19 protein-coding genes are annotated in these 23,041 nt (G+C 63.8%); 13 read left to right on the top strand and 6 right to left on the bottom strand.

Annotated features, from left to right (window positions below; translation table 11 throughout):
* Positions 1 to 50: 50 nt before the first annotated feature.
* Both RHOOR92_RS0102925 and RHOOR92_RS0102930 read right to left on the bottom strand, forming a co-directional pair.
* Positions 51 to 2,438 (bottom strand): 3-hydroxyacyl-CoA dehydrogenase/enoyl-CoA hydratase family protein, encoded by a 2,388-nt coding sequence (locus RHOOR92_RS0102925; protein WP_027489545.1) that lies wholly within the window; start codon positions 2,436 to 2,438, stop codon positions 51 to 53.
* A 39-nt stretch (positions 2,439 to 2,477) separates the two neighbouring features.
* Positions 2,478 to 3,104, bottom strand: a complete 627-nt coding sequence (locus RHOOR92_RS0102930; protein WP_037114726.1) for a TetR/AcrR family transcriptional regulator — start codon at positions 3,102 to 3,104, stop codon at positions 2,478 to 2,480.
* 224 nt (positions 3,105 to 3,328) lie between these two features.
* On the opposite strand from RHOOR92_RS0102930, the gene ndk reads away from it, so the two are divergent.
* The 11 genes from ndk (at position 3,329) to tadA (ending at position 14,892) form a co-directional block, all read left to right on the top strand.
* A complete protein-coding gene (gene ndk, locus RHOOR92_RS0102935; RefSeq protein ID WP_007508348.1) occupies positions 3,329 to 3,754 on the top strand; it encodes a nucleoside-diphosphate kinase in 426 nt (141 codons plus the stop codon).
* A gap of 2 nt (positions 3,755 to 3,756) precedes the next feature.
* Positions 3,757 to 4,887: a 23S rRNA (adenine(2503)-C(2))-methyltransferase RlmN gene (rlmN, locus tag RHOOR92_RS0102940; protein WP_007508349.1), complete on the top strand. Its 1,131-nt coding sequence runs from the start codon at positions 3,757 to 3,759 to the stop codon at positions 4,885 to 4,887.
* On the top strand, positions 4,877 to 5,665 hold the full coding sequence (pilW, locus tag RHOOR92_RS0102945; protein ID WP_007508350.1) for a type IV pilus biogenesis/stability protein PilW: 789 nt from the start codon (positions 4,877 to 4,879) through the stop codon (positions 5,663 to 5,665). The genes rlmN and pilW overlap by 11 nt, the downstream gene beginning before the upstream one ends.
* Complete coding sequence (locus tag RHOOR92_RS0102950; protein ID WP_027489546.1) at positions 5,662 to 6,657, top strand: helix-turn-helix domain-containing protein; 996 nt, start codon at positions 5,662 to 5,664, stop codon at positions 6,655 to 6,657. The genes pilW and RHOOR92_RS0102950 overlap by 4 nt, the downstream gene beginning before the upstream one ends.
* A 153-nt stretch (positions 6,658 to 6,810) precedes the next feature.
* The gene (locus tag RHOOR92_RS0102955) at positions 6,811 to 7,461 is read left to right on the top strand and encodes a tetratricopeptide repeat protein (protein WP_007508355.1); all 651 of its coding nucleotides are present in this window, start codon (positions 6,811 to 6,813) and stop codon (positions 7,459 to 7,461) included.
* 8 nt (positions 7,462 to 7,469) lie between these two features.
* On the top strand, positions 7,470 to 8,669 hold the full coding sequence (bamB, locus tag RHOOR92_RS0102960; protein ID WP_037114728.1) for an outer membrane protein assembly factor BamB: 1,200 nt from the start codon (positions 7,470 to 7,472) through the stop codon (positions 8,667 to 8,669).
* 22 nt (positions 8,670 to 8,691) lie between these two features.
* Positions 8,692 to 10,095 (top strand): ribosome biogenesis GTPase Der, encoded by a 1,404-nt coding sequence (der, locus tag RHOOR92_RS0102965; protein ID WP_007508358.1) that lies wholly within the window; start codon positions 8,692 to 8,694, stop codon positions 10,093 to 10,095.
* A gap of 90 nt (positions 10,096 to 10,185) precedes the next feature.
* Positions 10,186 to 11,055, top strand: coding sequence for a bifunctional methylenetetrahydrofolate dehydrogenase/methenyltetrahydrofolate cyclohydrolase FolD (folD, locus tag RHOOR92_RS0102970; protein WP_015447649.1), 870 nt, complete (start codon positions 10,186 to 10,188; stop codon positions 11,053 to 11,055).
* Positions 11,056 to 11,144: 89 nt separating this feature from the next.
* Positions 11,145 to 12,602 carry an IMP dehydrogenase gene (gene guaB, locus RHOOR92_RS0102975; RefSeq protein WP_027489548.1) on the top strand — a complete coding sequence of 486 codons (1,458 nt, stop codon included), beginning with the start codon at positions 11,145 to 11,147 and terminating at the stop codon, positions 12,600 to 12,602.
* Between the two features lie 118 nt (positions 12,603 to 12,720).
* Positions 12,721 to 14,325, top strand: coding sequence for a glutamine-hydrolyzing GMP synthase (gene guaA, locus RHOOR92_RS0102980; protein ID WP_027489549.1), 1,605 nt, complete (start codon positions 12,721 to 12,723; stop codon positions 14,323 to 14,325).
* Positions 14,326 to 14,403: 78 nt separating this feature from the next.
* Positions 14,404 to 14,892 carry a tRNA adenosine(34) deaminase TadA gene (tadA, locus tag RHOOR92_RS0102985; RefSeq protein WP_027489550.1) on the top strand — a complete coding sequence of 163 codons (489 nt, stop codon included), beginning with the start codon at positions 14,404 to 14,406 and terminating at the stop codon, positions 14,890 to 14,892.
* 3 nt (positions 14,893 to 14,895) lie between these two features.
* On the opposite strand, the gene RHOOR92_RS0102990 is transcribed toward tadA, so the two are convergent.
* The 4 genes from RHOOR92_RS0102990 to RHOOR92_RS19520 form a co-directional block, all read right to left on the bottom strand.
* Positions 14,896 to 15,435 carry a VOC family protein gene (locus RHOOR92_RS0102990; protein WP_015447646.1) on the bottom strand — a complete coding sequence of 180 codons (540 nt, stop codon included), beginning with the start codon at positions 15,433 to 15,435 and terminating at the stop codon, positions 14,896 to 14,898.
* Between the two features lie 469 nt (positions 15,436 to 15,904).
* The gene (locus RHOOR92_RS0102995) at positions 15,905 to 16,654 is read right to left on the bottom strand and encodes a hypothetical protein (protein ID WP_015447645.1); all 750 of its coding nucleotides are present in this window, start codon (positions 16,652 to 16,654) and stop codon (positions 15,905 to 15,907) included.
* 135 nt (positions 16,655 to 16,789) lie between these two features.
* The gene (locus RHOOR92_RS0103000) at positions 16,790 to 17,122 is read right to left on the bottom strand and encodes a cupredoxin domain-containing protein (protein ID WP_007508372.1); all 333 of its coding nucleotides are present in this window, start codon (positions 17,120 to 17,122) and stop codon (positions 16,790 to 16,792) included.
* A 766-nt stretch (positions 17,123 to 17,888) separates the two neighbouring features.
* Positions 17,889 to 18,848, bottom strand: coding sequence for a hypothetical protein (locus RHOOR92_RS19520; RefSeq protein WP_155950198.1), 960 nt, complete (start codon positions 18,846 to 18,848; stop codon positions 17,889 to 17,891).
* Between the two features lie 291 nt (positions 18,849 to 19,139).
* Here RHOOR92_RS19520 and RHOOR92_RS19165 point away from each other — a divergent pair, with 291 nt between their 5' ends.
* Together RHOOR92_RS19165 and RHOOR92_RS0103010 are read left to right on the top strand one after the other, a co-directional pair.
* Positions 19,140 to 21,011: a Mu transposase C-terminal domain-containing protein gene (locus RHOOR92_RS19165; protein ID WP_081660207.1), complete on the top strand. Its 1,872-nt coding sequence runs from the start codon at positions 19,140 to 19,142 to the stop codon at positions 21,009 to 21,011.
* Complete coding sequence (locus tag RHOOR92_RS0103010) at positions 21,011 to 21,949, top strand: TniB family NTP-binding protein (RefSeq protein ID WP_027489552.1); 939 nt, start codon at positions 21,011 to 21,013, stop codon at positions 21,947 to 21,949. The genes RHOOR92_RS19165 and RHOOR92_RS0103010 overlap by 1 nt, the downstream gene beginning before the upstream one ends.
* Positions 21,950 to 23,041 lie beyond the last annotated feature (1,092 nt).

Consider the following 23,041-nt stretch of genomic DNA (forward strand, 5'->3'; position numbering starts at 1 on the left):
CTTGGGAATGACGAAGTGGTTCGGGATGGATGTCTAGCCGTCCGTCTCCGTCAATTCCTCAGCGGTTTGCCGGTGGTCATGGTGTGCGCAATGCGGGCCTGGGTTTTTTCGGTCTGCGCCAGCTCCACGAAATGCTTGCGTTCCAGCGCCAGCAGCCACTCTTCGTCGACCGCCGAGCCGCGTTCGATCACACCGCCGCACAGGGTGTCGGCGATGCGGGTGGCGATGTTCACGTCATGTTCCGAGGCGAAGTAGCCGGCCTGCAGGTTGGCCAGCGAGGCCTTGAAGGTGGCGGTGCCGACGTCGCCGGCCACCGGGATGGCGCGGGCGTACAGCGGCGGACGATAGCCGGATTCGGCCAGGGCATTGGCGACCTGCTTGGCCACGTAGAGTAGCTCGTAGGCGTTGAACACGACCACGTCGCTGTCGCGCAGCAGGCCCAGGTTCTTTGCCTCGAATGCGCTGGCGGAGACCTTGGCCATCGCCACGGTTTCGAACACCTTCTTCAGTTCCTCGAACGGATCGGCCGGGTCCGCTTTCGCGGCGCGCACGGCCAGTTCATGCAGGCCGCCGCCGGCGGGCAGCAGGCCGACGCCGGCCTCGACCAGGCCGATGTAGCTTTCCAGTGCCGCGACGGTGCGCGCCGAATGCATCTGGAACTCGCAGCCGCCGCCCAGCGCCAAGCCGCGCACGGCGGCGACCACCGGCACCAGCGAGTGCTTGATGCGCATGCTGGTGCGCTGGAAGTTGGCGACCATCTTCTCGAAGTCGTCGAACTTGCCGGCCTGCAGCAGGCCGAGCGCGCCCTTCAAGTCGGCGCCGGCGGAGAACGGCTCGGAGTCTTGCCAGATCACCACCGCCTTGAGCTTCTCCTCGGCGATGCCGATGGCGTGCTGGATGCCGTCGAGCACGTGGTCGTTGACCGTGTGCATCTTGGTCTTGAACGAGATGATGCCGATGCCGTCGTCGCCCAGCGTCCACAGGCGCACGCCGTCGTTCTCCCACACCGTGCTTCCGGTATCGAACTTCTCGCCGAGGATCGGATCGGGGAACAGCTGGCGCCGATAGACCGGATGCGGCGAGCGCGGCTTGTCGGCGTTGGCGCTGGCCGACCACGAGCCGGCCTTGCCATGCACGCCGCTGCGGCCGTCGGTGACCCAGGCGGGCAGCGGCGCCTTGCTCATCGCCTTGCCGGCGGCGATGTCCTCGGCGATCCAGCCGGCGACCTGCTGCCAGCCGGCGGCCTGCCAGGTCTCGAACGGGCCGAGCTTCCAGCCGTAGCCCCAGCGGATCGCGAAGTCCACGTCGCGCGCGGTGTCGGCGATGTCGGCCAGGTGGTAGGCGGTGTAATGGAATAGATCGCGGAAGGTGGCCCACAGGAACTGTGCCTGCGGATCGTTTGATGCGCGCAGCTTGCCGAACTTCTCGGCCGGATCCTTGATCGCCAGGAGCGCGGCGACTTCATCCGACGGCTTCTGCTCGGACGGGCGATAGTCCTGCTTCGCCACGTCCAGCACCACGATGTCCTTGCCGGCCTTCCTGTAGAAGCCGGCGCCGTTCTTCTGGCCCAGTGCGCCCTTTTCAATGAGCCCGGCCAGCCACACCGGCGCCTTGAAGTATGCGTGCCACGGATCGTCGGGCAGGGTGTCGGCCATGGTCTTGATGACGTGGGCCATGGTGTCCAGGCCGACCACGTCGGCGGTGCGGTAGGTGGCGCTCTTGGGGCGACCCACGGCCGGGCCGGTCAGCGCATCGACGGTGTCGAAGCCGAGCTTGAACTGCTCGGTGTGGTGCATGGTGGCCAGCATCGAGAACACGCCGATGCGGTTGCCGATGAAGTTGGGGGTGTCGCGGGCGATCACCACACCCTTGCCGACGGTGGTGACGAGGAAGGCTTCGAGGCCGTCGATCACGTTCTGGTCGGTGAGCCGGGTCGGGATCAGCTCGACCAGGTGCATGTAGCGCGGCGGGTTGAAGAAGTGCACGCCGGAGAAGCGATGGCGCATTTCTTCCGGCAGCGCCTCGGCCAGCGTGTTGATCGACAGGCCGGAGGTGTTGGAGGCGATGATCGCGGTCTTCGACAGGTGGCCGGCGATCTTCTTGTAGAGATCCAGCTTCCAGTCCATCCGCTCGGCGATCGCCTCGATCACCAGGTCGACGTCCTTCAGGTGGTCGAGATCGTCGTCGTAGTTGGCCGGGATGATCGCGCCGGCGAGGTTCTTGTCGGCCAGCGGGGCAGGCGACAGCTTGGCCAGGTTGGCGATCGCCTTCAGCGCGATGCCGCTCTTCGGGCCGTCCTTCGCCGGCAGGTCGAACAGCACGGTTTCGACGCCGGCGTTGGTCAGGTGCGCGGCGATCTGCGCGCCCATGACACCGGCGCCCAGCACGGCGGCCTTGCGGATGCGCAGCGCTGAAGTGGGTGAGGATGCAGCGGTCATTGGCTTCTCCGAGGATGCAAAAGAGGTGGGGCAAGTGGATCAGGGATGGCTGAGGCCGGCGATGGCGAAGCGGATCAGGTGCTGCGCGGTCTGTTCGCGATGGACGTGTTCGCTGACGTCACTCTTGCGCTGGATCATGCCGAAGCCGGACATCGCGTGGGTCAGTGCACCGGTGACCAGGTCGATGCGCCAGTACAGCTCTTCCTTGCTCAGCTGCGGCAGCAGGCGCGCGAACTCGGCGGTGAACTGGCGCATCACGTGGCCGTAGTTCGCGGAAAGGAACTGGCGCAGGGTGTCGTCGTGCTCGGCGAACGCGCGTGCCAGCACGCGCATGAACAAGGCGCCGCTGTCGTCGTGCGACAGGTCCAGGGCGGGGCGGATGAACGCTTCCAGCACGTCCTCGAGGGTGCTGTCTTCGGCACCGGCGATCTTGGCGAGTGCCGTCAGTCGGCGTTCGTTCAACGCGTCCAGCCGGCGCCGGAACACTTCCTCGACCAGCTTGTCCTTGGAACCGAAGTGGTAATTGACCGCGGCCAGATTGACCCCGGCCGCGGCAGTGAGCTGGCGCAGCGAAGCCCCGTCGAAGCCGCGCTGGGCGAACAGGAGCTCGGCGGCGCCGAGTATCCGTTCCTTGGTTGAGCCGGAGCTGTTCACGGGCGGAATCATCCATCGGCCACGGGCCGGTTCAAACGATCGTTTGAGCATACGCGGACAGCTCGGCAGCCGTCAAACGGGCGTTTGTTGCAAACGTCCGCCGACTTGCGTATGAGTTAGAATCTGTCAAACTTTCCTGAGCTAAATCCGCAATCCATGTCGGAATTAGCCGATTTTTCCGGCCCGAGCGGCCACGCCTTTTTCCCATTCCATCCGTTTTTCCGGAGCAGACCCGTATGGCGCTGGAGCGCACTCTTTCCATCATCAAGCCCGATGCCGTTGCCAAGAACGTCATCGGTGAAATCTACGCACGCTTTGAAAAGGCCGGCCTGAAGATCGTCGCCGCGCGCATGAAGCAGCTGTCGCGCGCCGAGGCCGAAGGCTTCTATGCCGTGCATCGCGAGCGCCCGTTCTTCAAGGCCCTGGTCGAGTTCATGATCTCCGGCCCGGTGATGATCAGCGTGCTGGAAGGCGAGAACGCCGTGCTCGCCCACCGCGACCTGATGGGCGCCACCAACCCGAAGGAAGCGGCCAAGGGCACGATCCGCGCCGACTTCGCCGAGTCGATCGACGCCAATGCCGTGCACGGTTCCGACGCGGTCGAGACCGCCAAGGTGGAGATCGCCTATTTCTTCGCGGCGACGGATGTGGTTTCAAGGTAACCATGCAACAAGTCGTCGCCAGCTCGAACAAGGTCAACCTGCTCGACTTCGATCGCCAGGGGCTGCGTGATTTCTTCACGCAGCTCGGCGAGAAGCCGTATCGCGCCGAGCAGGTGATGAAGTGGATCTACCACGACCTGGAAGACGACTTCGAGAACATGACCGACGTGGGCAAGGCGCTGCGCGCCAAGCTCACCGAGGCCTGCTACATCGGCGCGCCGAAGACGCTGCTGGACAAGGTGGCCACCGACGGCACGCACAAGTGGCTGCTGGGCATGGACAGCGGCAATGCGATCGAGACGGTGTACATCCCCGAGCCGACCCGCGGCACGCTGTGCGTCTCCTCGCAGATCGGTTGCGCGCTGAACTGCCAGTTCTGCTCGACCGGCGCGCAGGGCTTCAACCGCAACCTGTCCACCGCCGAGATCATCGGCCAGGTGTGGGTGGCGGCGAAGTACCTGGGCAATGTCACCCACCAGAACCGGCGCATCACCAATGTGGTGATGATGGGCATGGGTGAGCCGCTGGCCAATTTCGACAACGTGCTGAAGGCGATGAAGTTGATGCGCGACGACCTGGGCTTCGGTCTGGCGGCCAAGCGCGTCACGCTGTCCACCGCCGGCCTGGTGCCGCTGATCGACCAGTTGTCGGAGGCCATCGACGTGTCGCTGGCGGTGTCGCTGCACGCCGCCAACGACGAGCTGCGCACCGAGCTGATGCCGATCAACAAGCGCTATCCGATCGCCGAGCTGCTGGCAGCCTGCCAGCGCTGGATTGCGCGCAAGCCGCGCACCTCGATCACTTTCGAGTACACCTTGATGCAGGGCGTCAACGACCAGCCCGAGCACGCCCGCCAGCTGATCAAGCTGATGCGCAAGCTGCCGACGTGCAAGGTCAACCTGATCCCGTTCAATCCTTTCCCGGGCACCCAGTTCAAGCGCTCCGACGCCGCCGACATCCACGCGTTCCAGACGCAGCTGCTGAATGCCGGCGTGCTGACCATGCTGCGGCGTACCCGCGGCGACGACATCGATGCTGCCTGCGGCCAGCTGGCCGGGCAGGTCACCGACCGCACCCGGCGCAGCGCCGATATCCGCAAACGGCAGGACGAGGGGGCAACGCATGCGATTTGACCGGGTCGTGATCTTCAGCCTGCTGTTGCCGCTGGCCGGCTGCATCACCACACATACGGACAGCAGCTCGCTGGGCAAGAGCATGCCGCAGACCAGCAAGGCGGAGCAGGCCGAGGACGCCGCCCGGATCCATACCGAGCTGGGCCAGCGCTACATGACCAACGGCGACCTGCAGACCGCGCTGGAAAAGCTGACCAAGGCGCTGCAATTCGACCCCAATTACGCACCGGCGCACACCGTGATCGCGGTGCTGTACGAGCGCATCAACAAGCTGCCCGAAGCCGAGCAGCATTACCGCAAGGCCGTGGCGCTGGAACCGGCCAGGGGTGCACCGAACAACAACCTCGGCGTCTTCCTTTGCCATACCGGGAAAATCGCCGAGGCAAAGCAGTATTTCCAGAAAGCCGTCGCCGATCCGTTCTACCAGACCCCCGACGTGGCGCTGACCAACGCCGGCGTCTGCCAGTTGCGCGCCGACGACGCCAGCGGGGCCGAAGCGAGTTTTCGTGACGCCATCGCAAGAAATCCCAAGAATGCGGAGGCACTCTTCCAGCTTGCAAACACGCTTTATCTGAACAAGGATGCATTTCGCGCCAGGGCTTTCCTCCAGCGGTTCGATGCGCTGGGCCAGCCGACGGCCGCGTCGCTCAAGCTCGGCCACGACATCGAAATCCGTCTGGGCAACCCGGAAGGTGCCCGTACCTACAGCAAGCGATTGCTCAGCCAGTTCCCGGATTCGGAGCAGGCGCACACCCTAGACACCACTGCCAGCCCATGACCTCCATGCAGTCTCCATCGACCGACCAGCGTCCAGACGAGCCCGGGCTGTTCGGTATCAATTTGCTCAACATGGATGTGTCCTCGACAGGCCCCCACACGGTGAGTTTCGGCAGTCGTCTGCATGCGGCACGTGAAGCCCAGGGTCTGGATCTGGAAGCCTGCGCCCACGGGCTGAAGTTGCCGGCCCGGGTGCTGCGCCAGCTCGAGCGCGACCAGTACGACGGCATCGACTCCAAGATCTATCTGGCCAGCTATATCCGCAAGTACGGCCACCACCTGGGTATCAACGAGGCGTCGATCCAGGTCGAGCTCGATCGCATCAAGCAGATCGAACCGCCGCTGGTGGCCACCGGCGGCATCTCTCATTCGCGCTTCCTGCTGGATCGCTACGCCACGGCCGCCACCTACGTCGTGCTGACCGCGGTGATCGTGGTGCCGATGATCTGGCTGGGCGTACGCGGCACGCTGGATCGTGACCTCAGCCACCTTGCGCCACTCGATGCCGCACCGGTCGCCCAGATGGAAACACGCGCCACGGATGCCGTGGCGACCGACGCGCCGGCCAGCGCACCGATTCCGCAGGCATCGCCCAGGACGCCGCCGCCGCCGGGACAGGAGCAACCGCTGCTGGCCTCGATGGCACCGTTCCCGAACCTGGAAAGCGCCAGCCTGCCGCCGCCGGCGCGGCAGGTCGCGCCGGTCGCGAACAGCGGTGCCGGCGGCCACAGCCTGAGCCTCAGCCTGTCTTCGGCCAGTTGGGTGGAAGTGACACAGGCCGACGGCACACGGCTGGAGTACGGCCTGCTCGCCGCCGGCAGCAGCAAGACCTGGCACAGCGATCAGCCGCTGGACGTGCGCATCGGCAACGCCAGCGGTGCGCGGGTCAGCATCGATGGCAACTCGATCGGCTTGGACGATTTCCGGCGCGCCAACGTTGCCCATTTCCGCCTGCAGATGCAGGACGGCAAGGCCTCAGCCACCAGCCTTTGATCACCGCTCGGGCCGATGCGTGCGGCCCATTTCGGTTATGCTTGCCCACTCGGTTCGCTCGGCAACGAGCGGGCGCAAGCGGCTTTTTCCCTTGGTTACCGCACCGGCCCGTGCCCGCGTCTGCGTGTGGGCGGCCTCTTGAATGGTGATTGCATGGCATTTGAAGAATACGACAAGTACGAACAGAGCGAGCTGGTTCAGAAGTGGCTGCGCGACAATGGCATGTCGATCGTCGTCGGCATCGCGATCGGCCTGGTCGGCATCTTCGGTTGGCAGCAATGGCGCAACCATCAGGCGCGCAACGAGGGGCAGGCTTCGCAGCTCTATCAGCAGATCCAGATTGCGCAGGCGTCCGGCAAGGCGGACACCGCCTCGCAGCTGACCGATCAACTGATGAAGGATTACGCGAAGTCGCCATTTGCCGTATTTGCGGTCAGCGAGCGCGCCAAGCAGCAGGTCCAGGCCGGCCAGCTGGACAAGGCCGAGTCGTCGCTGGAGTGGGCTGAGAGCCATGCCGGTGCATCCCCGCTGAAGTCGCTGACGCTGCTGCGTATCGCGCAGGTGGAACTGGCCCGCGACCACGGCAAGCAGGCGCTGGCCACGCTGGACCGCATCCCGGCTGACAGCTACCAGGGGCTGGTGCAGGAACTCCGCGGTGATGTGCTGGTCAAGCTTGGACGCTCGGACGAAGCACGCAAGGCCTACCAGACGGCCCTGACGGCACTGGGCGAGGAAGCGCCGCAACGCGGCGCCTTGCAGATGAAACTCGATGATTTGGCCACGGCCGGGAAGCAGGGTGCATGAAACCTGAAATGATCAAACGTGCCTTGCTGATCGCGCTGGCTTCGCTGGTAACCCTCGCCGGGTGCCATTCGTTCAAGAAGGAAAACGTCCAGCCGCCGACTCCGCTGGCCAAGGACTTCAAGCCGACCTTGCAGGTCACCCGCCTGTGGCGAACCAGCGTGGGTGACGGTGCCGGCACGAGCGGCGCACGCCTGCGCCCGACCGTGGTCGACGGCGTGCTCTACGCCGCCAGCACGAACGGCAAGCTGGTCGCGATCGATGCCACCAGCGGCAAGAGCCTGTGGTCGAAGAGCTCGCGCACCCACGGCTGGTTCGGCTGGGGCGACAAGAAGCGCAAGGACGCCCAGTACGCCGGCGGGCCTGCCGTCAATGGCGACCTGCTCGCCGTCGGCACGCTGGACGGCCACGTCTACGCGGTGAATGCGAAAGACGGCAGTCCGCGCTGGGACGTCGAGGTGAGCAGCGAAGTGCTGGCGTCGCCGGTGATCGTCGGCGACATGGTCGTGGTGCGTACCGGCGACGGCCGCGTCTACGCGCTGGACGCCGCGACCGGCCAGCGCCGCTGGGTCTACGACCAGGGCACCGTGCCGCTGCTCAGCCTGCGCGGCAACGGCGCGCTGCTGGCAGCCAACGGCGTGCTGTTCTTCGGCAGCGACGACGGCAAGCTCGTCGCCCTGCGCCAGGACAATGGCGCGAAGCTGTGGGAACAGAAACTGGCCAGCGGCGAAGGCCGTACCGAAATCGACCGCCTGAACGATGCGGACGGTGCGATCCTGCTGGACGGCAGCACGCTCTACGGCACCGCCTATCACGGCAACGTGGCGGCGGTCGACGGCCCCAGCGGCCGCCCGTTGTGGACGCATCCGTTCTCCAGCTTCGAGTCGCTGGCGGTCAACGACCATGCGGTCTTTGGCGTCAACGACGCCTCGGTGGTGTGGGCATTCGACAAGAATGGCGGCGCCGACATGTGGAAGAACGATGCACTGAAATACCGCTGGCTCAGCGGCCCGGCGGTGCAGGGCAACTACGTCGTGGTCGGCGACCTGGAAGGCTACGTGCACTGGCTGCAGACCGGCGACGGCGCGCTGGCCGCACGCGAGCGCCTGTCGAAGAAGGCGATCCGCGCACAACCGCTGGTGGTGGGCGACATCGTGTACGTCGAGGACGTCGAGGGCCGCATCGGCGCCTACCGTCTGTCCGCGCACTGATCGCCGGAACGAAGCGCTCCTCATGCTGCCCGTCGTCGCACTGGTTGGTCGCCCGAATGTCGGCAAGTCGACCCTTTTCAACGTGCTGACGCGCAGCCGCGACGCCCTGGTGGCCGACATGCCGGGCGTCACCCGCGACCGCCACTACGGCATCTGCCGTACCGGCGAACGGCCCTTCGTGGTGGTCGACACCGGTGGTCTGTCCGGCATCGACGAGGCCATGGACGTGCTGACCGCCAGGCAGGTGCGGCTGGCGATCGCCGAAGCGGACGTGCTGGTGTTTGTGGTCGACGCCCGCGACGGCCTGCTGCCGCAGGACGACGCGATCCTGGCCGAACTGCGGCGCAGCGGCAAACCGATCGTGGCGGCGGTCAACAAGACCGACGGCCTCGACGAACAGGCCGTCATGGCCGAGTTCTTCGCGTTCGGCATCGGTGCCACCTTGCCGCTGTCGGCAGCGCATAACCGCGGTACCGACGATTTTCTGCGGGTACTGCTGCCGCTGCTGCCGGCCGACCGGGAAGCCGCGGCGGAAGCCGAGGGCGAGGACGGCAGCATCCGCGTGGCCATCGTTGGCCGTCCGAACGCCGGCAAGTCGACCCTGATCAATCGCCTGCTGGGCGAGGAGCGGCTGATCGTCTCCGACGTCGCCGGCACCACCCGCGATCCGATCCGGGTGCCGCTGGAGCGCGACGGCAAGCGCTACACGCTGATCGACACCGCCGGCATCCGGCGCAAGGCGCGGGTCGAGGAGGCGGTGGAGAAGTTCAGCGTCATCAAGACGCTGCAATCGATCGCCGCCGCCCAGGTCGTGGTGGTGATGATCGATGCCCGCGAGAACCTTGCCGACCAGGATCTCACCCTGATCGGCTACGCGATCGACGAGGGCAGGGCGCTGGTCATCGCGATCAACAAGTGGGACGACATGGACTCGTACCAGCGCGACGAATGCCGCCGCGCGCTGGACCGGCGACTGGTGTTCGTCGACTGGGCCAAGCAGGTGCAGATCTCCGCACTGCACGGCTCCGGCCTGCGCGAACTGATGCGTGCAGTGGTGCGCGCACATGCGTCGGCGACCAAAGAGCTGGTCTCCTCCGATCTCACCAAGGCACTGGAAAAAGCCTACGAGAGCTACCAGCCGCCACTGGTGAACGGTCATGCGCCGAAGCTGCGTTTCGCGCACCCGGGCGGCACCAATCCGCCGACCATCGTCATCCACGGCAGCCGCACCAAGCACATCGCACCGGCCTACCAGCGTTACCTCGAGAACTTCTTCCGCAAGCGCTACAAGCTGGAAGGCACGCCGATCCGGATCGTGTTCCGCGAAGGTGAGAACCCGTATGCCGGACGCAAGAAGGTGCTGACCAAGGAACAGCAGCACAAGGCAAGGCGGCGGCTCAGCGAGCTGATCAAGCGCACGCGCTAAGAGCTTCCCGCTGATCTTCGGGTGCATGCGCCGTTTGTGCGCACCGGGCCAAGCCCGGATAATGGCGGACTTCGCAGCCAGGCCTCTCCCATGAACGCACGCATCCTCGACGGCAAGCGCATCGCGCAGGAATTGCTGGAGCGTGTCGGCCTGCGCGTCGCTGCCAGGACCGCGCAGGGCCTGCCCCCGCCGGGACTGGCGGTGGTGCTGGTGGGCAACGACGCAGCCTCCGCGGTCTATGTCCGCAACAAGCGCAGGGCCTGCCAGCAGGTGGGCTTCCGTTCGTTCGGCTACGACCTGCCGTCGACGACCAGCCAGGACGAACTGTTCGCCCTGATCGACCGGCTCAATGCCGACCCAGACGTGCACGGCATCCTGGTGCAGTCGCCGCTGCCGCAACACATCGACGAGGATGCGCTGGTCGATCGCATCGACCCCAACAAGGACGTCGACGGCTTCCAGGCGATCAATGTGGGTCGGCTGGCCTTGCGCCGTTTCGGCCTGCGCCCGTGCACGCCGAAGGGCGTGATGACCCTACTCGGCCACACCGATCGCCCGGTGCGCGGCCAGCACGCGGTGGTGATCGGCGTGTCCAACCACGTGGGCCGCCCGCTGGTGCTGGAGCTGCTGATCGCCGGCTGCACCACCACCTGCTGCCACAAGTTCACCCGTGACCTGGAAAGCCACGTGCGCCAGGCCGACATCATGATCGTCGCCGCGGGCAAGCCGGGGCTGGTGAAGGGCGAATGGATCAAGCCTGGCGCCGTGGTGATCGACGTGGGCATCAACCGGCTCGACGACGGCCGCCTGGTCGGCGACGTGGAATTCGCGCCGGCCGCCGAACGCGCCAGCTGGATCACCCCGGTGCCCGGCGGCGTCGGCCCGATGACGGTGGCCACGCTGATGGAGAACACGCTGGAGGCGGCGGAAGCGCGCACGACACCGCGTCGGGTCGCCTGACGCGTCGGTTGTTGCTGCATTAAGCAGCACGTCTGGCGAGCCCACCGGCAGGGCGCGTATAATTCCCTCTTTGCAGCGGGACTTTTCGCATGCGCATCCTCGCCGAGGCCCTGACCTACGACGACGTGTACCTCGTTCCGGGCCATTCCGTCGTGCTTCCCCGCGACGTCGACACCTCCACCCGCTTCACCCGCAACCTGCGTTTGAACATTCCGATCGTGTCGGCCGCGATGGACACCGTCACCGAGGCGCGGCTCGCCATCACCATGGCACAGAACGGCGGCATCGGCATCATCCACAAGAACATGACCGCCGAGCAGCAGGCCGCCGAAGTGCGCCTGGTGAAGAAGTTCGAGGCGGGCGTGATCCGCAACCCGATCACCGTGGGCCCGGACACCTCGATCCGCGAAGTGCTGCGGCTGACCCATGCGCACAACATCTCCGGCGTGCCGGTGGTCGAGGGTAGCAAGCTGGTCGGCATCGTCACCAGCCGCGACATGCGCTTCGAGCGCAAGCCCGACGACCCGGTGCGCAACATCATGACCCGCCAGGACAAGCTGGTCACGGTGAAGGAAGGCGCCAGCCAGGACGAGGTGCTGCAGCTGCTGCACCGGCACCGCATCGAGAAGGTGCTGGTGGTCAACGACGCGTTCCAGTTGCGCGGGCTGATCACCGTGAAGGACATCCAGAAGGCACGCGACAACCCGTATGCCGCCAAGGACAGCCACGAGGCGCTGCTGGTCGGTGCCGCGGTCGGCGTGGGCGGCGACACCGAGCAGCGCGTGGCCGCGCTGGTCGACGCCGGCGTCGACGTGCTGGTGGTGGATACCGCGCATGGCCATTCGCAAGGCGTGATCGAACGCGCCGGCTGGGTCAAGAAGCGCTACCCGCAGGTGCAGGTGATCGCCGGCAACATCGTCACCGGCGAGGCGGCGCGCGCGCTGCTCGACGTGGGCGTGGACGCGGTCAAGGTCGGCGTGGGCCCCGGCTCGATCTGCACCACCCGCGTGGTCGCAGGCGTCGGCGTGCCGCAGATCACCGCGATCGACCTGGTCGCCACCGCGCTGAAGGACGAGATCCCGCTGATCGCCGATGGCGGCATCCGTTACTCGGGCGATATCCCCAAGGCGCTGGCCGCCGGCGCGTCCAGCGTGATGCTCGGCTCGATGTTCGCCGGCACCGAGGAATCTCCCGGTGAAGTCGAACTGTTCCAGGGCCGCTCCTACAAGAGCTACCGCGGCATGGGCTCGATCGGCGCGATGCAGCTCGGCTCCAAGGACCGCTACTTCCAGGACGAAGCCGACGCCGACAAGCTGGTGCCCGAAGGCATCGAGGGCCGCGTGCCGTACCGCGGCCCGCTGCGCAACATCATCCACCAGCTGATCGGTGGCCTGCGCGCGTCGATGGGTTACCTGGGCGCGGCCACCGTCGAGGACGTGCGGCACAAGGCGCAGTTCGTCAAGGTGACCTCCGCCGGCGTCACCGAGGCGCACCCGCACGACATCCAGATCACCAAGGAAGCGCCGAACTACCGGTTGAATTCCTGAAGGCCGGGGTTCGGGACAAGGGATTCGGGATTGGGCAAAGCAGGGTGCCGAATCCCCTCCGCGTCTCGTGATTCACCGCCATCCACATCGCCCATCACACAGCCACGTTGCCGCCGGCATGTCCGAATCCAGAATCCCGAATCCCCAATCCCGGCTCCACGACGACAAGATCCTCATCCTCGACTTCGGTGCGCAATACACCCAGCTGATCGCGCGGCGCGTGCGTGAGCTGGGCGTGTACTGCGAGATCTGGGCGTGGGACCACGATCCCGCCGAGATCGCCGCGTTTGGCGCGAAGGGCTTCATCCTGTCCGGCGGCCCGGAATCCACCACGCTGGCGGATGCACCGAAGGCCCCGCAGCAGGTGTTCGACAGCAGCCTGCCGATCCTCGGCATCTGCTACGGCATGCAGACCCTGGCCGCCCAGCTGGGCGGCGCCACGGAAGCGGCCGACGCGCGCGAGTTCGGCCACGCCAGCGTGGACATCGTGGCCCCGAGCCGCCTGTTCGATGGCCTGAACGATCATCCGGGCGAGCACAAGCTCGACGTGTGGATGAGCCACGGCGACCATGTCTCGAAGGCGCCGCCGGGCTTCACTGTCACCGGTCGCACCGATCGCATCCCGGTGGCGGTGATGGAGAACGAGGCCCGGCGCTGGTACGGCGTGCAGTTCCACCCCGAGGTGACCCACACCAAGCAGGGCGGGGCGCTGCTGAAGCGCTTCATCACCGAGATCTGCGGCTGCGCGACGCTGTGGACCGCCGCCAACATCATCGACGACCAGATCGCCCGCGTGCGTGCCCTGGTGGGCGACGACCACGTGCTGCTGGGCCTGTCCGGCGGCGTCGATTCCTCGGTGGTCGCCGCGCTGCTGCACAAGGCGATCGGCGACCGGCTGACCTGCGTGTTCGTCGACACCGGGCTGCTGCGCTGGCAGGAAGGCGATCAGGTGATGGCCACCATGGCCGAGCACATGGGCGTCAAGGTGATTCGCGTCAACGCGGCCGACCGCTACTTCCACGCGCTCGAAGGCGTGACCGACCCGGAAACCAAGCGCAAGATCATTGGCGGCCTGTTCGTGGAGATCTTCGACGAGGAGTCAAGCAAGATCACCGCCGCCGGCGGCAAGGTGAAATGGCTGGCGCAGGGCACGATCTACCCCGACGTGATCGAGTCGGCCGGCAGCAGGACCGGCAAGGCCCACGTCATCAAGAGCCACCACAACGTCGGTGGCCTGCCGGCGCACATGAAGCTGAAGCTGGTCGAGCCGCTGCGCGAGCTGTTCAAGGACGAGGTGCGCCGGATCGGCGTGGAACTCGGCCTGCCGCGCGCCATGGTCTACCGCCACCCGTTCCCTGGCCCCGGCCTCGGCGTGCGCATCCTGGGCGAAGTGAAGCGCGAATACGCCGAATTGCTGGCCAAGGCCGACGCGATCTTCATCGACGAGCTGCGCAAGGCCGACCTTTACGACAAAACCAGCCAGGCGTTCGCGGTGTTCCTGCCGGTGAAGTCGGTCGGTGTGGTGGGCGACGCACGCGCCTACGAGTGGGTGATAGCGCTGCGCGCGGTGGAAACCGTCGATTTCATGACCGCACACTGGGCGCATCTACCCTACGAGTTTCTTGGCAGGGTTTCAAACCGTATTATCAATGAGTTGCGTGGTGTTTCTCGTGTCGTTTATGACATCAGTGGCAAGCCACCGGCCACGATCGAGTGGGAGTAGGGAAATCAACCACTTGAACGCACCCGAGAAGGCCGGCAACTTGCCGGCTTTCTCATGTTCAAGCCACAATGCATTGAAATGACTGACGAAGTAATTGGAAGCTCAGGCGAATTCTCGGCCGCCGACGTGCAGTACATGCAGCGCGCGTTGCAATTGGCCAAGCACGCCCGCGATGCCGAGAACGAAGTACCGGTAGGCGCGGTGCTGGTGCAGGGCGGGAAAATCGTCGGGTTGGGCTGGAACCGCAACATCACCCTGCACGACCCGACTGCCCATGCCGAGATCATGGCCATGCGCGCCGCCGGCGAGAAGCTGGCCAACCACCGCCTGTCCGGCGCCACGCTGTACGTCACGCTGGAGCCATGCTCGATGTGTGCGATGGCGATGATCCACGCTCGCCTCGGCCGAGTAGTCTACGCCGCCGCCGACCCGAAGACCGGCGCCGCCGGCAGCGTGTTCGACACCCTGCAGGATGCGCGCCACAACCATCGCATCGAAGTGGTTGGCGGCTTGCTGGCCGAGGAATCCGCCGGCATGTTGCGCGAGTTCTTCCGCGCCCGCCGTTGAGCCTCAATCGCCACCGAGCGGCATCTCGACCGCCGCCAGATGGCTGTCGACGGAACCCGCCGCCTTGCTGTCCAGCAGCTGCAGGCGCAAGCCCCAGGGCGACACGAAATCCAGTACCAGACGGCCGGTCAGCGGTCCGGAACTCAACCGGTGCGGCATTCCGCTCACGTCGACGCCTTCGTCGCGCAGCCATTGGTCAGCATGGACGACGTCATCCGTCACGAATCGCAAGGTGCGGCCAACCTGTTCCGGCGACGGCCGTGCGGGTGAAAGAGTGGCATCCCGCTCATCGAACAGTTCAATGATCGAACCCGCGTCGCAGGCCAGCAGACTGGATTGCCGCGGGCTGTCGACCGCACCTGCGGCCGGGTCGAGCGGGCGACAGTTCAGCACATCTCGGAAAAAAGCCACGGCCTGCTGCAAGTCCGGCACGCCGATCCTGGCGTAGTCGCCGCCGTACAGCGTGGCCGCACCAGCACCCGGCAGCGCCACGCTCATCATGCCGAGCACGAGAAACAGCCGCGAAAGTAGTGATTTGCCCATGATCCGACACCCGAACGCACTCGTGCACAGCGATATGGCGTCGGCCGTTCGCGGCAAAACGCTTGGTGGGTGATCAGTGAGTCTCCATGGACGAACGATCGACCGAAACAAGATCGTTCCCAGGCGGAAACGGTGCGATCCCGCCAAGGCCGCTGATCCGCGGCCCGGCGAGCCGGATCTTTCGAGGTGTACGCACGAACCGACACGGATCGGGCCGATCAACTCACATCGCGAGGAACCCGGGAATGAAGACCAGCTTCAGCCGCCAGCCACTACATCCGCGACGCCGATTCGGTAACCCGAACGTCACGGGCCGCAGCGCCCCTGCCAGGCGCGCTGGCGCCGACATCGGCTTGCGCCCCACGGATGGTTACGACTGGTTGCGCCGGATCAAGCCGATCCGGGCCGCTCAGCGGGCAGGGCAGTAGCCCACGTTGCCAGGGTTCACTTCACCGCCACCGCGGTGCGCTCAAAAGAACTCGTACTCGACCTGGGCCAGCACCGTGCGCCGCGGAGCGGCGGGATTGATGCCCAGAAGCAGTCCGACACGGTACTCGATGTTGCCATGCGTGCCCGGCACGTGCCACTCACCGGTGGCCACGGGACCGGCCTGGTAGGCATGGTCGTCCGGCCGGCCATACGCCTCGATGCCTGGCCGAAATGCGGACGTCAATGCATAGGTGCCCGCGTAGCTGTAGCGGAACTCGGTGCCATGCGACGCGCCGCTGCCGACATGACGCTCCCAGATCAGGTTGACACGATGATCGAAGCGACCGGCCGCCTTCTCGAGCAGTGCGCCAAGCTCGAGTTCACCCGGACCACCGCCCCTGGGATGACCGTAGGAGGCAAGCAGGCCGATGTCGGCCCAATAACGGCCCGGCTCGGTGAATTGGAACGTGTTCTCGAATTCATAGCCCACCAGTTTCCCCCGGCCGCCGGGCTCTTTCTTGTACTCTGCCACGTAGAGTTCGGGTTTCCACCAACTGGTGACTGCGTGCGCGACGGAAAGCTCGGCCGCCCGCTCGCCGCCGATGTCCGCACGCCCGTCACTGAAACCGTAGCCGCGCAGCTCGATTTCGGTCTGGGTGGCTATCACATGCGGCGAGTAGACGATGAAATCGTCGGCATGCACGAGGCCGCTGCCTCCGAGCATGGCAAGGCCGAGGATTGTCGGAAAAATACGGCGGGAGTGATCGGTAAATGCGTAGTTTGCCTGCATGGAAAGTCCTGGGAAAACATCGGGTCGGGTAGCCACCTGCCGCAGCAGCAACGGCGATACGCGACTGATTGAGAACAGGTGTGAAGGGATCCACGCCATGGCGGCGGTGGGGGAGGCCGATCCGACGGCAGGCAGCTATTCCACGATCAGGCGCCCCTGGGCCGTGTCCTGGTGGAAGTCGCCAAAAAAGGCATAGGTACCGGCGCGCAAGGGGCCGACATAAACCGTGGCGCTGCCGTTGGGCAGCACCAGCTTCTCGCGACTGAAATCAGTGCTTTCGAATTCCTCGGGCGTCGGATCCTGGTTGTTCACCACAATGCGCACCTTGGTATTGGCCGGCATCCTGATCTCGCTCGGCTGATAGCGATGGTTCTTGATGACCAAGGTGTACTCCGGCAACTCGCCGGCCACTACGTTTCCGGCAGCAGCCAGCAGGATGACCCCGGCCAGCATCAAAAAATACTTCATCTGCAAATCCCCGCGTGTTTGGTAAATGCTACTCATTGCTATTTGAGTCGTCAAGAGGCCAGGGGCGAGAGCCCAAGGCCAGCCGCACGACGAGCAGCGATTTGCGCCAGCCGTCTGGCGCGTGTGCGACGCCGGCTCCGAGCTGATGGACGGCAAGCTCCGCGATGGTCGCGCCGCTCTCCGGCATTCCATGCCCGCATGCACCCGCCCGGGCCGGGTATGGCGCGCCAGGCTGTCGGACGACCGATGCCGCTCCGGATGATGAAGCGATCCGGGCCCGTCGCCCGTTTCGCGGATCGACAGAACGCCGGCATCACGCCTACCGGGCTCCCCGTCCCCGAATCGGGGCTCCGGCGCGTAAAGTCCGATATTGGCCGGGATGCCTTCGCCAGCCAGGTCCCCAGCCCAGCCACAAGCAGACCTGCGCAGAGCGGCTTCCCCAAGGAGGCCGTCTGCGTAAGGCATAACGTGGAACAGGCGTGCCAAGCTCAATGCATGGGCACGCGATCGGTGCACGGGCAGACGCCGAGGAAGTCCGCGCACGCTGGGCGCGACAGCAAGCAGCTGTGGTGGAGCGTGCGGAAGCCCTCGGGGCTGATGTGCCAATCTGCATGCATAAACATTTGATGCGGCAATGACGTTTGCCCATATTTCTCATGTAATACAAGGCACTGCAATTATCCTCCGCCATGCGTTTCTTGCACTTAAACACCAACGCGTCCAAATTTTCACTATTTCGTGCGCGGGCTTTCGAGATTGCAATTTTCTATAGACGCTTGGGTCCCACGGAGCGGAACAGTGGGTCCTTGTCGAGACCGCTCACCAAATGACGATTTGCGGAGCCAACATCCAAGAAGGATTGCAGGAGGTCCGGGCGATCATGCCCTGGCGTTGCGAAGCCGCGAATGCATTCGCAGTTCATATCCACGATCGTTTCCCATCTGAATTTGGGGCCTGCGGCGAGGCGATGGACACCATATAGGGCCTCGGCACTCGTCAGACGCGCCCATAGCGTGTCCGAAAAGTACTGAAATCCATCGCTACACCGCGAAAACCGAAACTGGCTGTTCTGCAGGCCCTCCAGAACGCCTTTAGAAACCACGTTCCATAGCCTTGGCGCTACGGTTACGAAAAGTGGATTCACGGCGTGGTAGCAAAGCGACTGGGTTAGAGCGCATCCCACTTCAAATGCACGGACGTAGTTTCTTTCATGACCTAGTAGGCGGATATAGGCCACCAAGGCGCCGGTGGCTCTGAGATCCACAAGATGTTCGGCAACGTTGTGAGCTTGACCCAACAAAAGGTTGCTCACGAGCGCATCGAGTTTCTCGTCGTCGAACGCGAAAACCGTATTCATGCACGTTTGCAGGTCCGTCTGGGGCGACAACACTTGCCACAAGACGCTGTAAAACGCTTTGCGACTGACGGGCGCGTGGTTGGCGACCACCTCAATGGTCTGTTCGTGCGGATGACGTGTTCCCTCAAGATAGGGTTTCCGTCGCAGTTCGGAGATGGCCGACCACCCTTCGCACGGGAGTGAGAACTTCTCGGAACGCGTGTTGGAACTCAAGAACTTGCGTCGAAGAGCAATTTGCCAGGCCACGTGCTCGGCTTGGGCGACGGCGGCCCAAAGGGCAGTACGCACTTGCCGAATCTCGCGGACATACGCGGGACCCTGCTCTGCCGTCTTTTTATCCACTATGCCGGAAAATCGCGACATCGCCATAAAAAGTAAACAATCAATGAGTTATGCAACTTTTTCCTACAAAACTGGGCCTTCCTTTTTCATTTTGACCGCTTCACCCTCAGAGCACATTGAGAGTGATGAGGAGAGGTACTGATTTTTGGCCTAGCGCAGATATGACATGGCCTCGGTGCGGTAACACCGAGGCCAGCACATAGAACGTCAACGTGAGCACGTGACGGACTCTAGCTTCTCCCCCTTTCGCGCCGCCTGTCAAGCGTGAGGGAGGGGTTTGCGCCTGGCCTCCAGCCGAGAAAGCACTGGAGGTAACTCATGAACGAAGCAGCAAACACGGCGTTCGCCACCCAGGTGACGCTTGAACCGGGCGATTACGTCCGTTGGGCCGGTCGGCCATATGAAATCGTCCACATCCTTTCATTGCAGCACCTGCTCTTGCGCGACGTCGTCACGGGGGCCGAGAGTCAGGCCAAGGTTGGTGACATCGTACCGATGATCCTTCCAGGAGTAACCCAACCTCGTGCGGCGGACCGCATTCCCAAAGACTATTTGCAGCAGGCAGTCCTTCGGGAACGAACTCTGCGCCCGTACGTACAGGGCATCGAGCGTTTGACAAAGGTTGCGATGGATAGCCTGTGCGAGACGCTATCGTTGAAACCGCGACGGATTCAAGGCCTTATAAGACAACTGAAACAGTGCCCCCGCCCCGCTGCCATTGCCAGTCGCCCACGCGGACCCAAGAGGGGCACGTTTAAGCTTGATCCCGCCGTCGAAAGCATTGTGCAAAAAGAACTAAAGAAGAGGGTTCGTAGCAAATGTTCTTCCGGGCTCAAGCCCATTCGGGTAGCCATCGAGCTCTCATGTCACGAAGCAAAGCTTGAAGTGCCGTCACGTGAAACAATTCGCCAACGCGTTGAGCTATACGCGCGCGAGTTGGCGCTAAGGGCTCGACTTGGCTTCAAACGCGCTAGAGAGCGTACGTCCGCCAAGGCGGGAGTCATCCGTACCACCACCGCCTTGGCACTTGTCGAGTGTGACCACACGCCGCTCGATATTTTCATCGTCGACTCGGAGACACGGCAGGACATTGGACGGGCGTTCCTGACGGTTATCGTCGACTGTCACACCCGGGCTGTTCTTGGGTTTTATCTCTCCCTGGAACCGCCTTGCGCCACGAGCGTGGCGCTTGCAATGCACCATGCAATCCTTCCGAAGGACCAGTGGCTGGCTGAGCGCAACCTCGGGCATTTATCGTGGCCCATGTTCGGTGTCTTCGAAAAACTGCAGGTCGATGGTGCCCGCGAATTGACCGGCACCGCCGTTCACAGCGGTTGTCAGGCCCGGGGCATCGAGCTCAAAGCCCGTCATCCTGGAAACAAGGAAGAAGGTGGGATCATCGAGCGTAGCATCGGGAAGATTCAATTCGCTGCGGCCGACGAGGCGGGCGCAAGCGGCAGCAGCGTTAAGTACCGTAGGGAGTACGACCCCACCAAAGACGCACAAATGACCCTGCCTGAGGCGGAGATCTGGGTTGCGATGCAGATCATCTCCTTTTTTCATAAGGAGTGGCACGAAACGCTACAGATGTCTCCGGACAAAGCTTGGGAGCTCGCACACACGACTGAGGCTGGCATTGTGTTGCCGTCCGTAGTGACCGATGCGCGTCAGCTACTTCTTGACTTCCTTCCGTACGAAGAGCGCGCCATTAGTCCAAACGGCATTCATATTTTTGCCGAGCGCTACTGGACGAGCGAATTGGTCCCTCATGTGGGGGCAGGTCGCAAGTTCCGGGTGAAGTACGACGCGCGCAACATTTCACGTGTCTATGTGGAGATTGCAGACAGCTCCTACATCGACGTTCCGTTTGCTGATCCATCGAAAGAAGCCTTGCCCTTATTCGAACATCTGTACCGCCGCCGCGAAGCTAGGCGTATTCATCGCGACGAATTCGGGCATGAAGCACACTTCCAGGCATTGAGAGATCGAGAGGGTCGAAGGGCGACATCGAAGCGAACCACACGGAACGTTCGCCGGGCAGAGCGGCTACGTCAGGCACAGATAGCCACCGCCGCATCACATCCGGCCGCACCGAACGACGGCAAGGCATCGCACCCACCGTCATCGATAGCGCGCCGAGTGAATTACGACAAGCCTGCAGTTGTCGACTGGGCGGAAGGAGATTTGTGATGGCCTCGTCTCACATTCATCCGAAAATCCGTTATTGCCTTGATGCGACGACTGAGGAGCGCATCAGCTATATCCAACGTGATCGCTTTATCCCGTACGCTCGCGGTGAGGCGGTACTTGCGGAGATCGAAACGATCATGCAGACCCCTGCAGGCGTCAGGGCGAAGTGCCTATTAATGGTCGGGGCCCCCGGCATGGGGAAGACATCCATTCTGGATTTCGCCGAAAGGCGTTACGTGCAAGCGTCGCAGGCGCGCTACCGACGAGGCGGCCTCGTGCGAATTAACCTGCCACAGATCGTGAGTGACAGAAGACTCTTGTACGTCCGCGTTCTTAAGTATCTAGGTATCCCGTTTTGCATCTCGGATAAGCCCGAGTTCCTTCATGAGCAAACTATCGACGCGTTGCGCGATTCCGAGACGCGGGCTTTGGCGATCGACGAATTTCACAACTTTCTTGGTCCCAAGATGACGCACCTCTCCGAGCACATGGTGGCGATCCGGGATATCGCGAATATTCCCATTTCCGTCATCGGCGCTGGAATCAAGTCGGTAGAGGCCTGCGTCCTGGCCGACGATCAGTTGGAGCAGCGCTTCACGCGGCACTGGCTGACGCCATGGGAGGAGACGGAGGAACTGCGTAATTTCCTGGCTACATTGGAATCACGTCTCCCGCTGAAACTCCCGTCGAATTTCGCCGGCCCGGATCTGTTGCCTCTGCTGGTTAGGTTCTCCAACGGACACATGCGCCGAATGATCAACCTGATCCGACAGGCTGCGGAGTGGGCAGTGGTCGAGGGGATCGAGAAGATTACGGTCGACCTCCTTCGTCAGGCATTGCAGGAACTCAGTCGGACTTCGAGCCATTACGTGGAAACGACGATGACGGGGCCGACGAACAGTAGCGCACCGGCCGCTGAGGAAGTGGGGCATGCATGAAAACGCCACTGATCGTCTCCCACGGAAAGGAGAGGTGCTTTCATCCTGGCTGTTTCTTCGACTAAGCCAACTGGGCATGGAGCGCCGCGTATTTGATGATGCCCTGGCTCACCGCTATCCCGAGGTGGCGGCCGCCCTCGCCAAGGATCCGGACTTCCCTGAGGGGCGCTCATGGCGTCTCGCCATGGCAAACCTGACAGGTGTTTCTTCGATGGCACTCCAGGCGGTTGGGTGGCCGTCGTCGCCGTGGTTTCTGATGCCAGGATGCCGGCGAAGCGCTTGTCTCATCTGCCTGTCCGAAGCGCCTTACGTCACGGCCCAGTGTGTGCAGGAGCACTGGCTGCAAAGTTGGAGAACTACCTGTGCCGTCCATCAGGTACCGCTCCTGGAGGTGCCTGCGGTCGGCGGGGCATGGGCCTTGTTGTCACGGGCCAGTCGAAAGCTACACGGTAGCCTGATGAGGCGACCCGATCGTCAGGTAGCTCGTCTGATTGAGGACTGGGAGAGGGTACCGGCCTATGTGAGGGAGGCGGTGTTTGGTGCCGAGGTACGGATCATGGACGCCTGGCACGAGCACTACTCCAACGGACAGGGCCGACTCGACGCGTCCGGCTCTATAGTTGTCTGGCGGGACTTGCTGGCGTTCAGTGCATCGTCGTGGGACACCGTGACGGCGCCGCCAGTAGCCACTCAGGCGTTGCCCTCGTCCTTGATCACCGGGTCCGCCTATTTTCGCTGCCACAGTGTCCCGCCGTGCGCCGAGCCGGACCTCGAGTTACATGCATTTCGAACCATGATCAATCCCTCGGCTCGGCGGGTCTGCCTCATTGCGGCCATGGATGCAATGTTCGAAGTTTCTGGTGAGCGCATCGTGGGTTTGAAGCGGCAACCATCGTGGGGTTGGCACCGAGTTTTGCCATGCCTCCCTCAAAAAGCCTTGGATTGGCTTCAAGGTCGGTCACACTCATGGCCCGCCGGGTGGCGCGTCATCATGGATCGCTGGCTCTCCGGAGGTGTACATCGAGGTTAGGTACGAGCGAGGTGCGTGTCCAGGTTTCGCGTCACTCTGTGATTTTCGGGGTGATTCAGTCG

Source organism: Rhodanobacter sp. OR92 (assembly GCF_000427545.1).
GTDB classification, from domain to species: Bacteria; Pseudomonadota; Gammaproteobacteria; order Xanthomonadales; family Rhodanobacteraceae; genus Rhodanobacter; species Rhodanobacter denitrificans.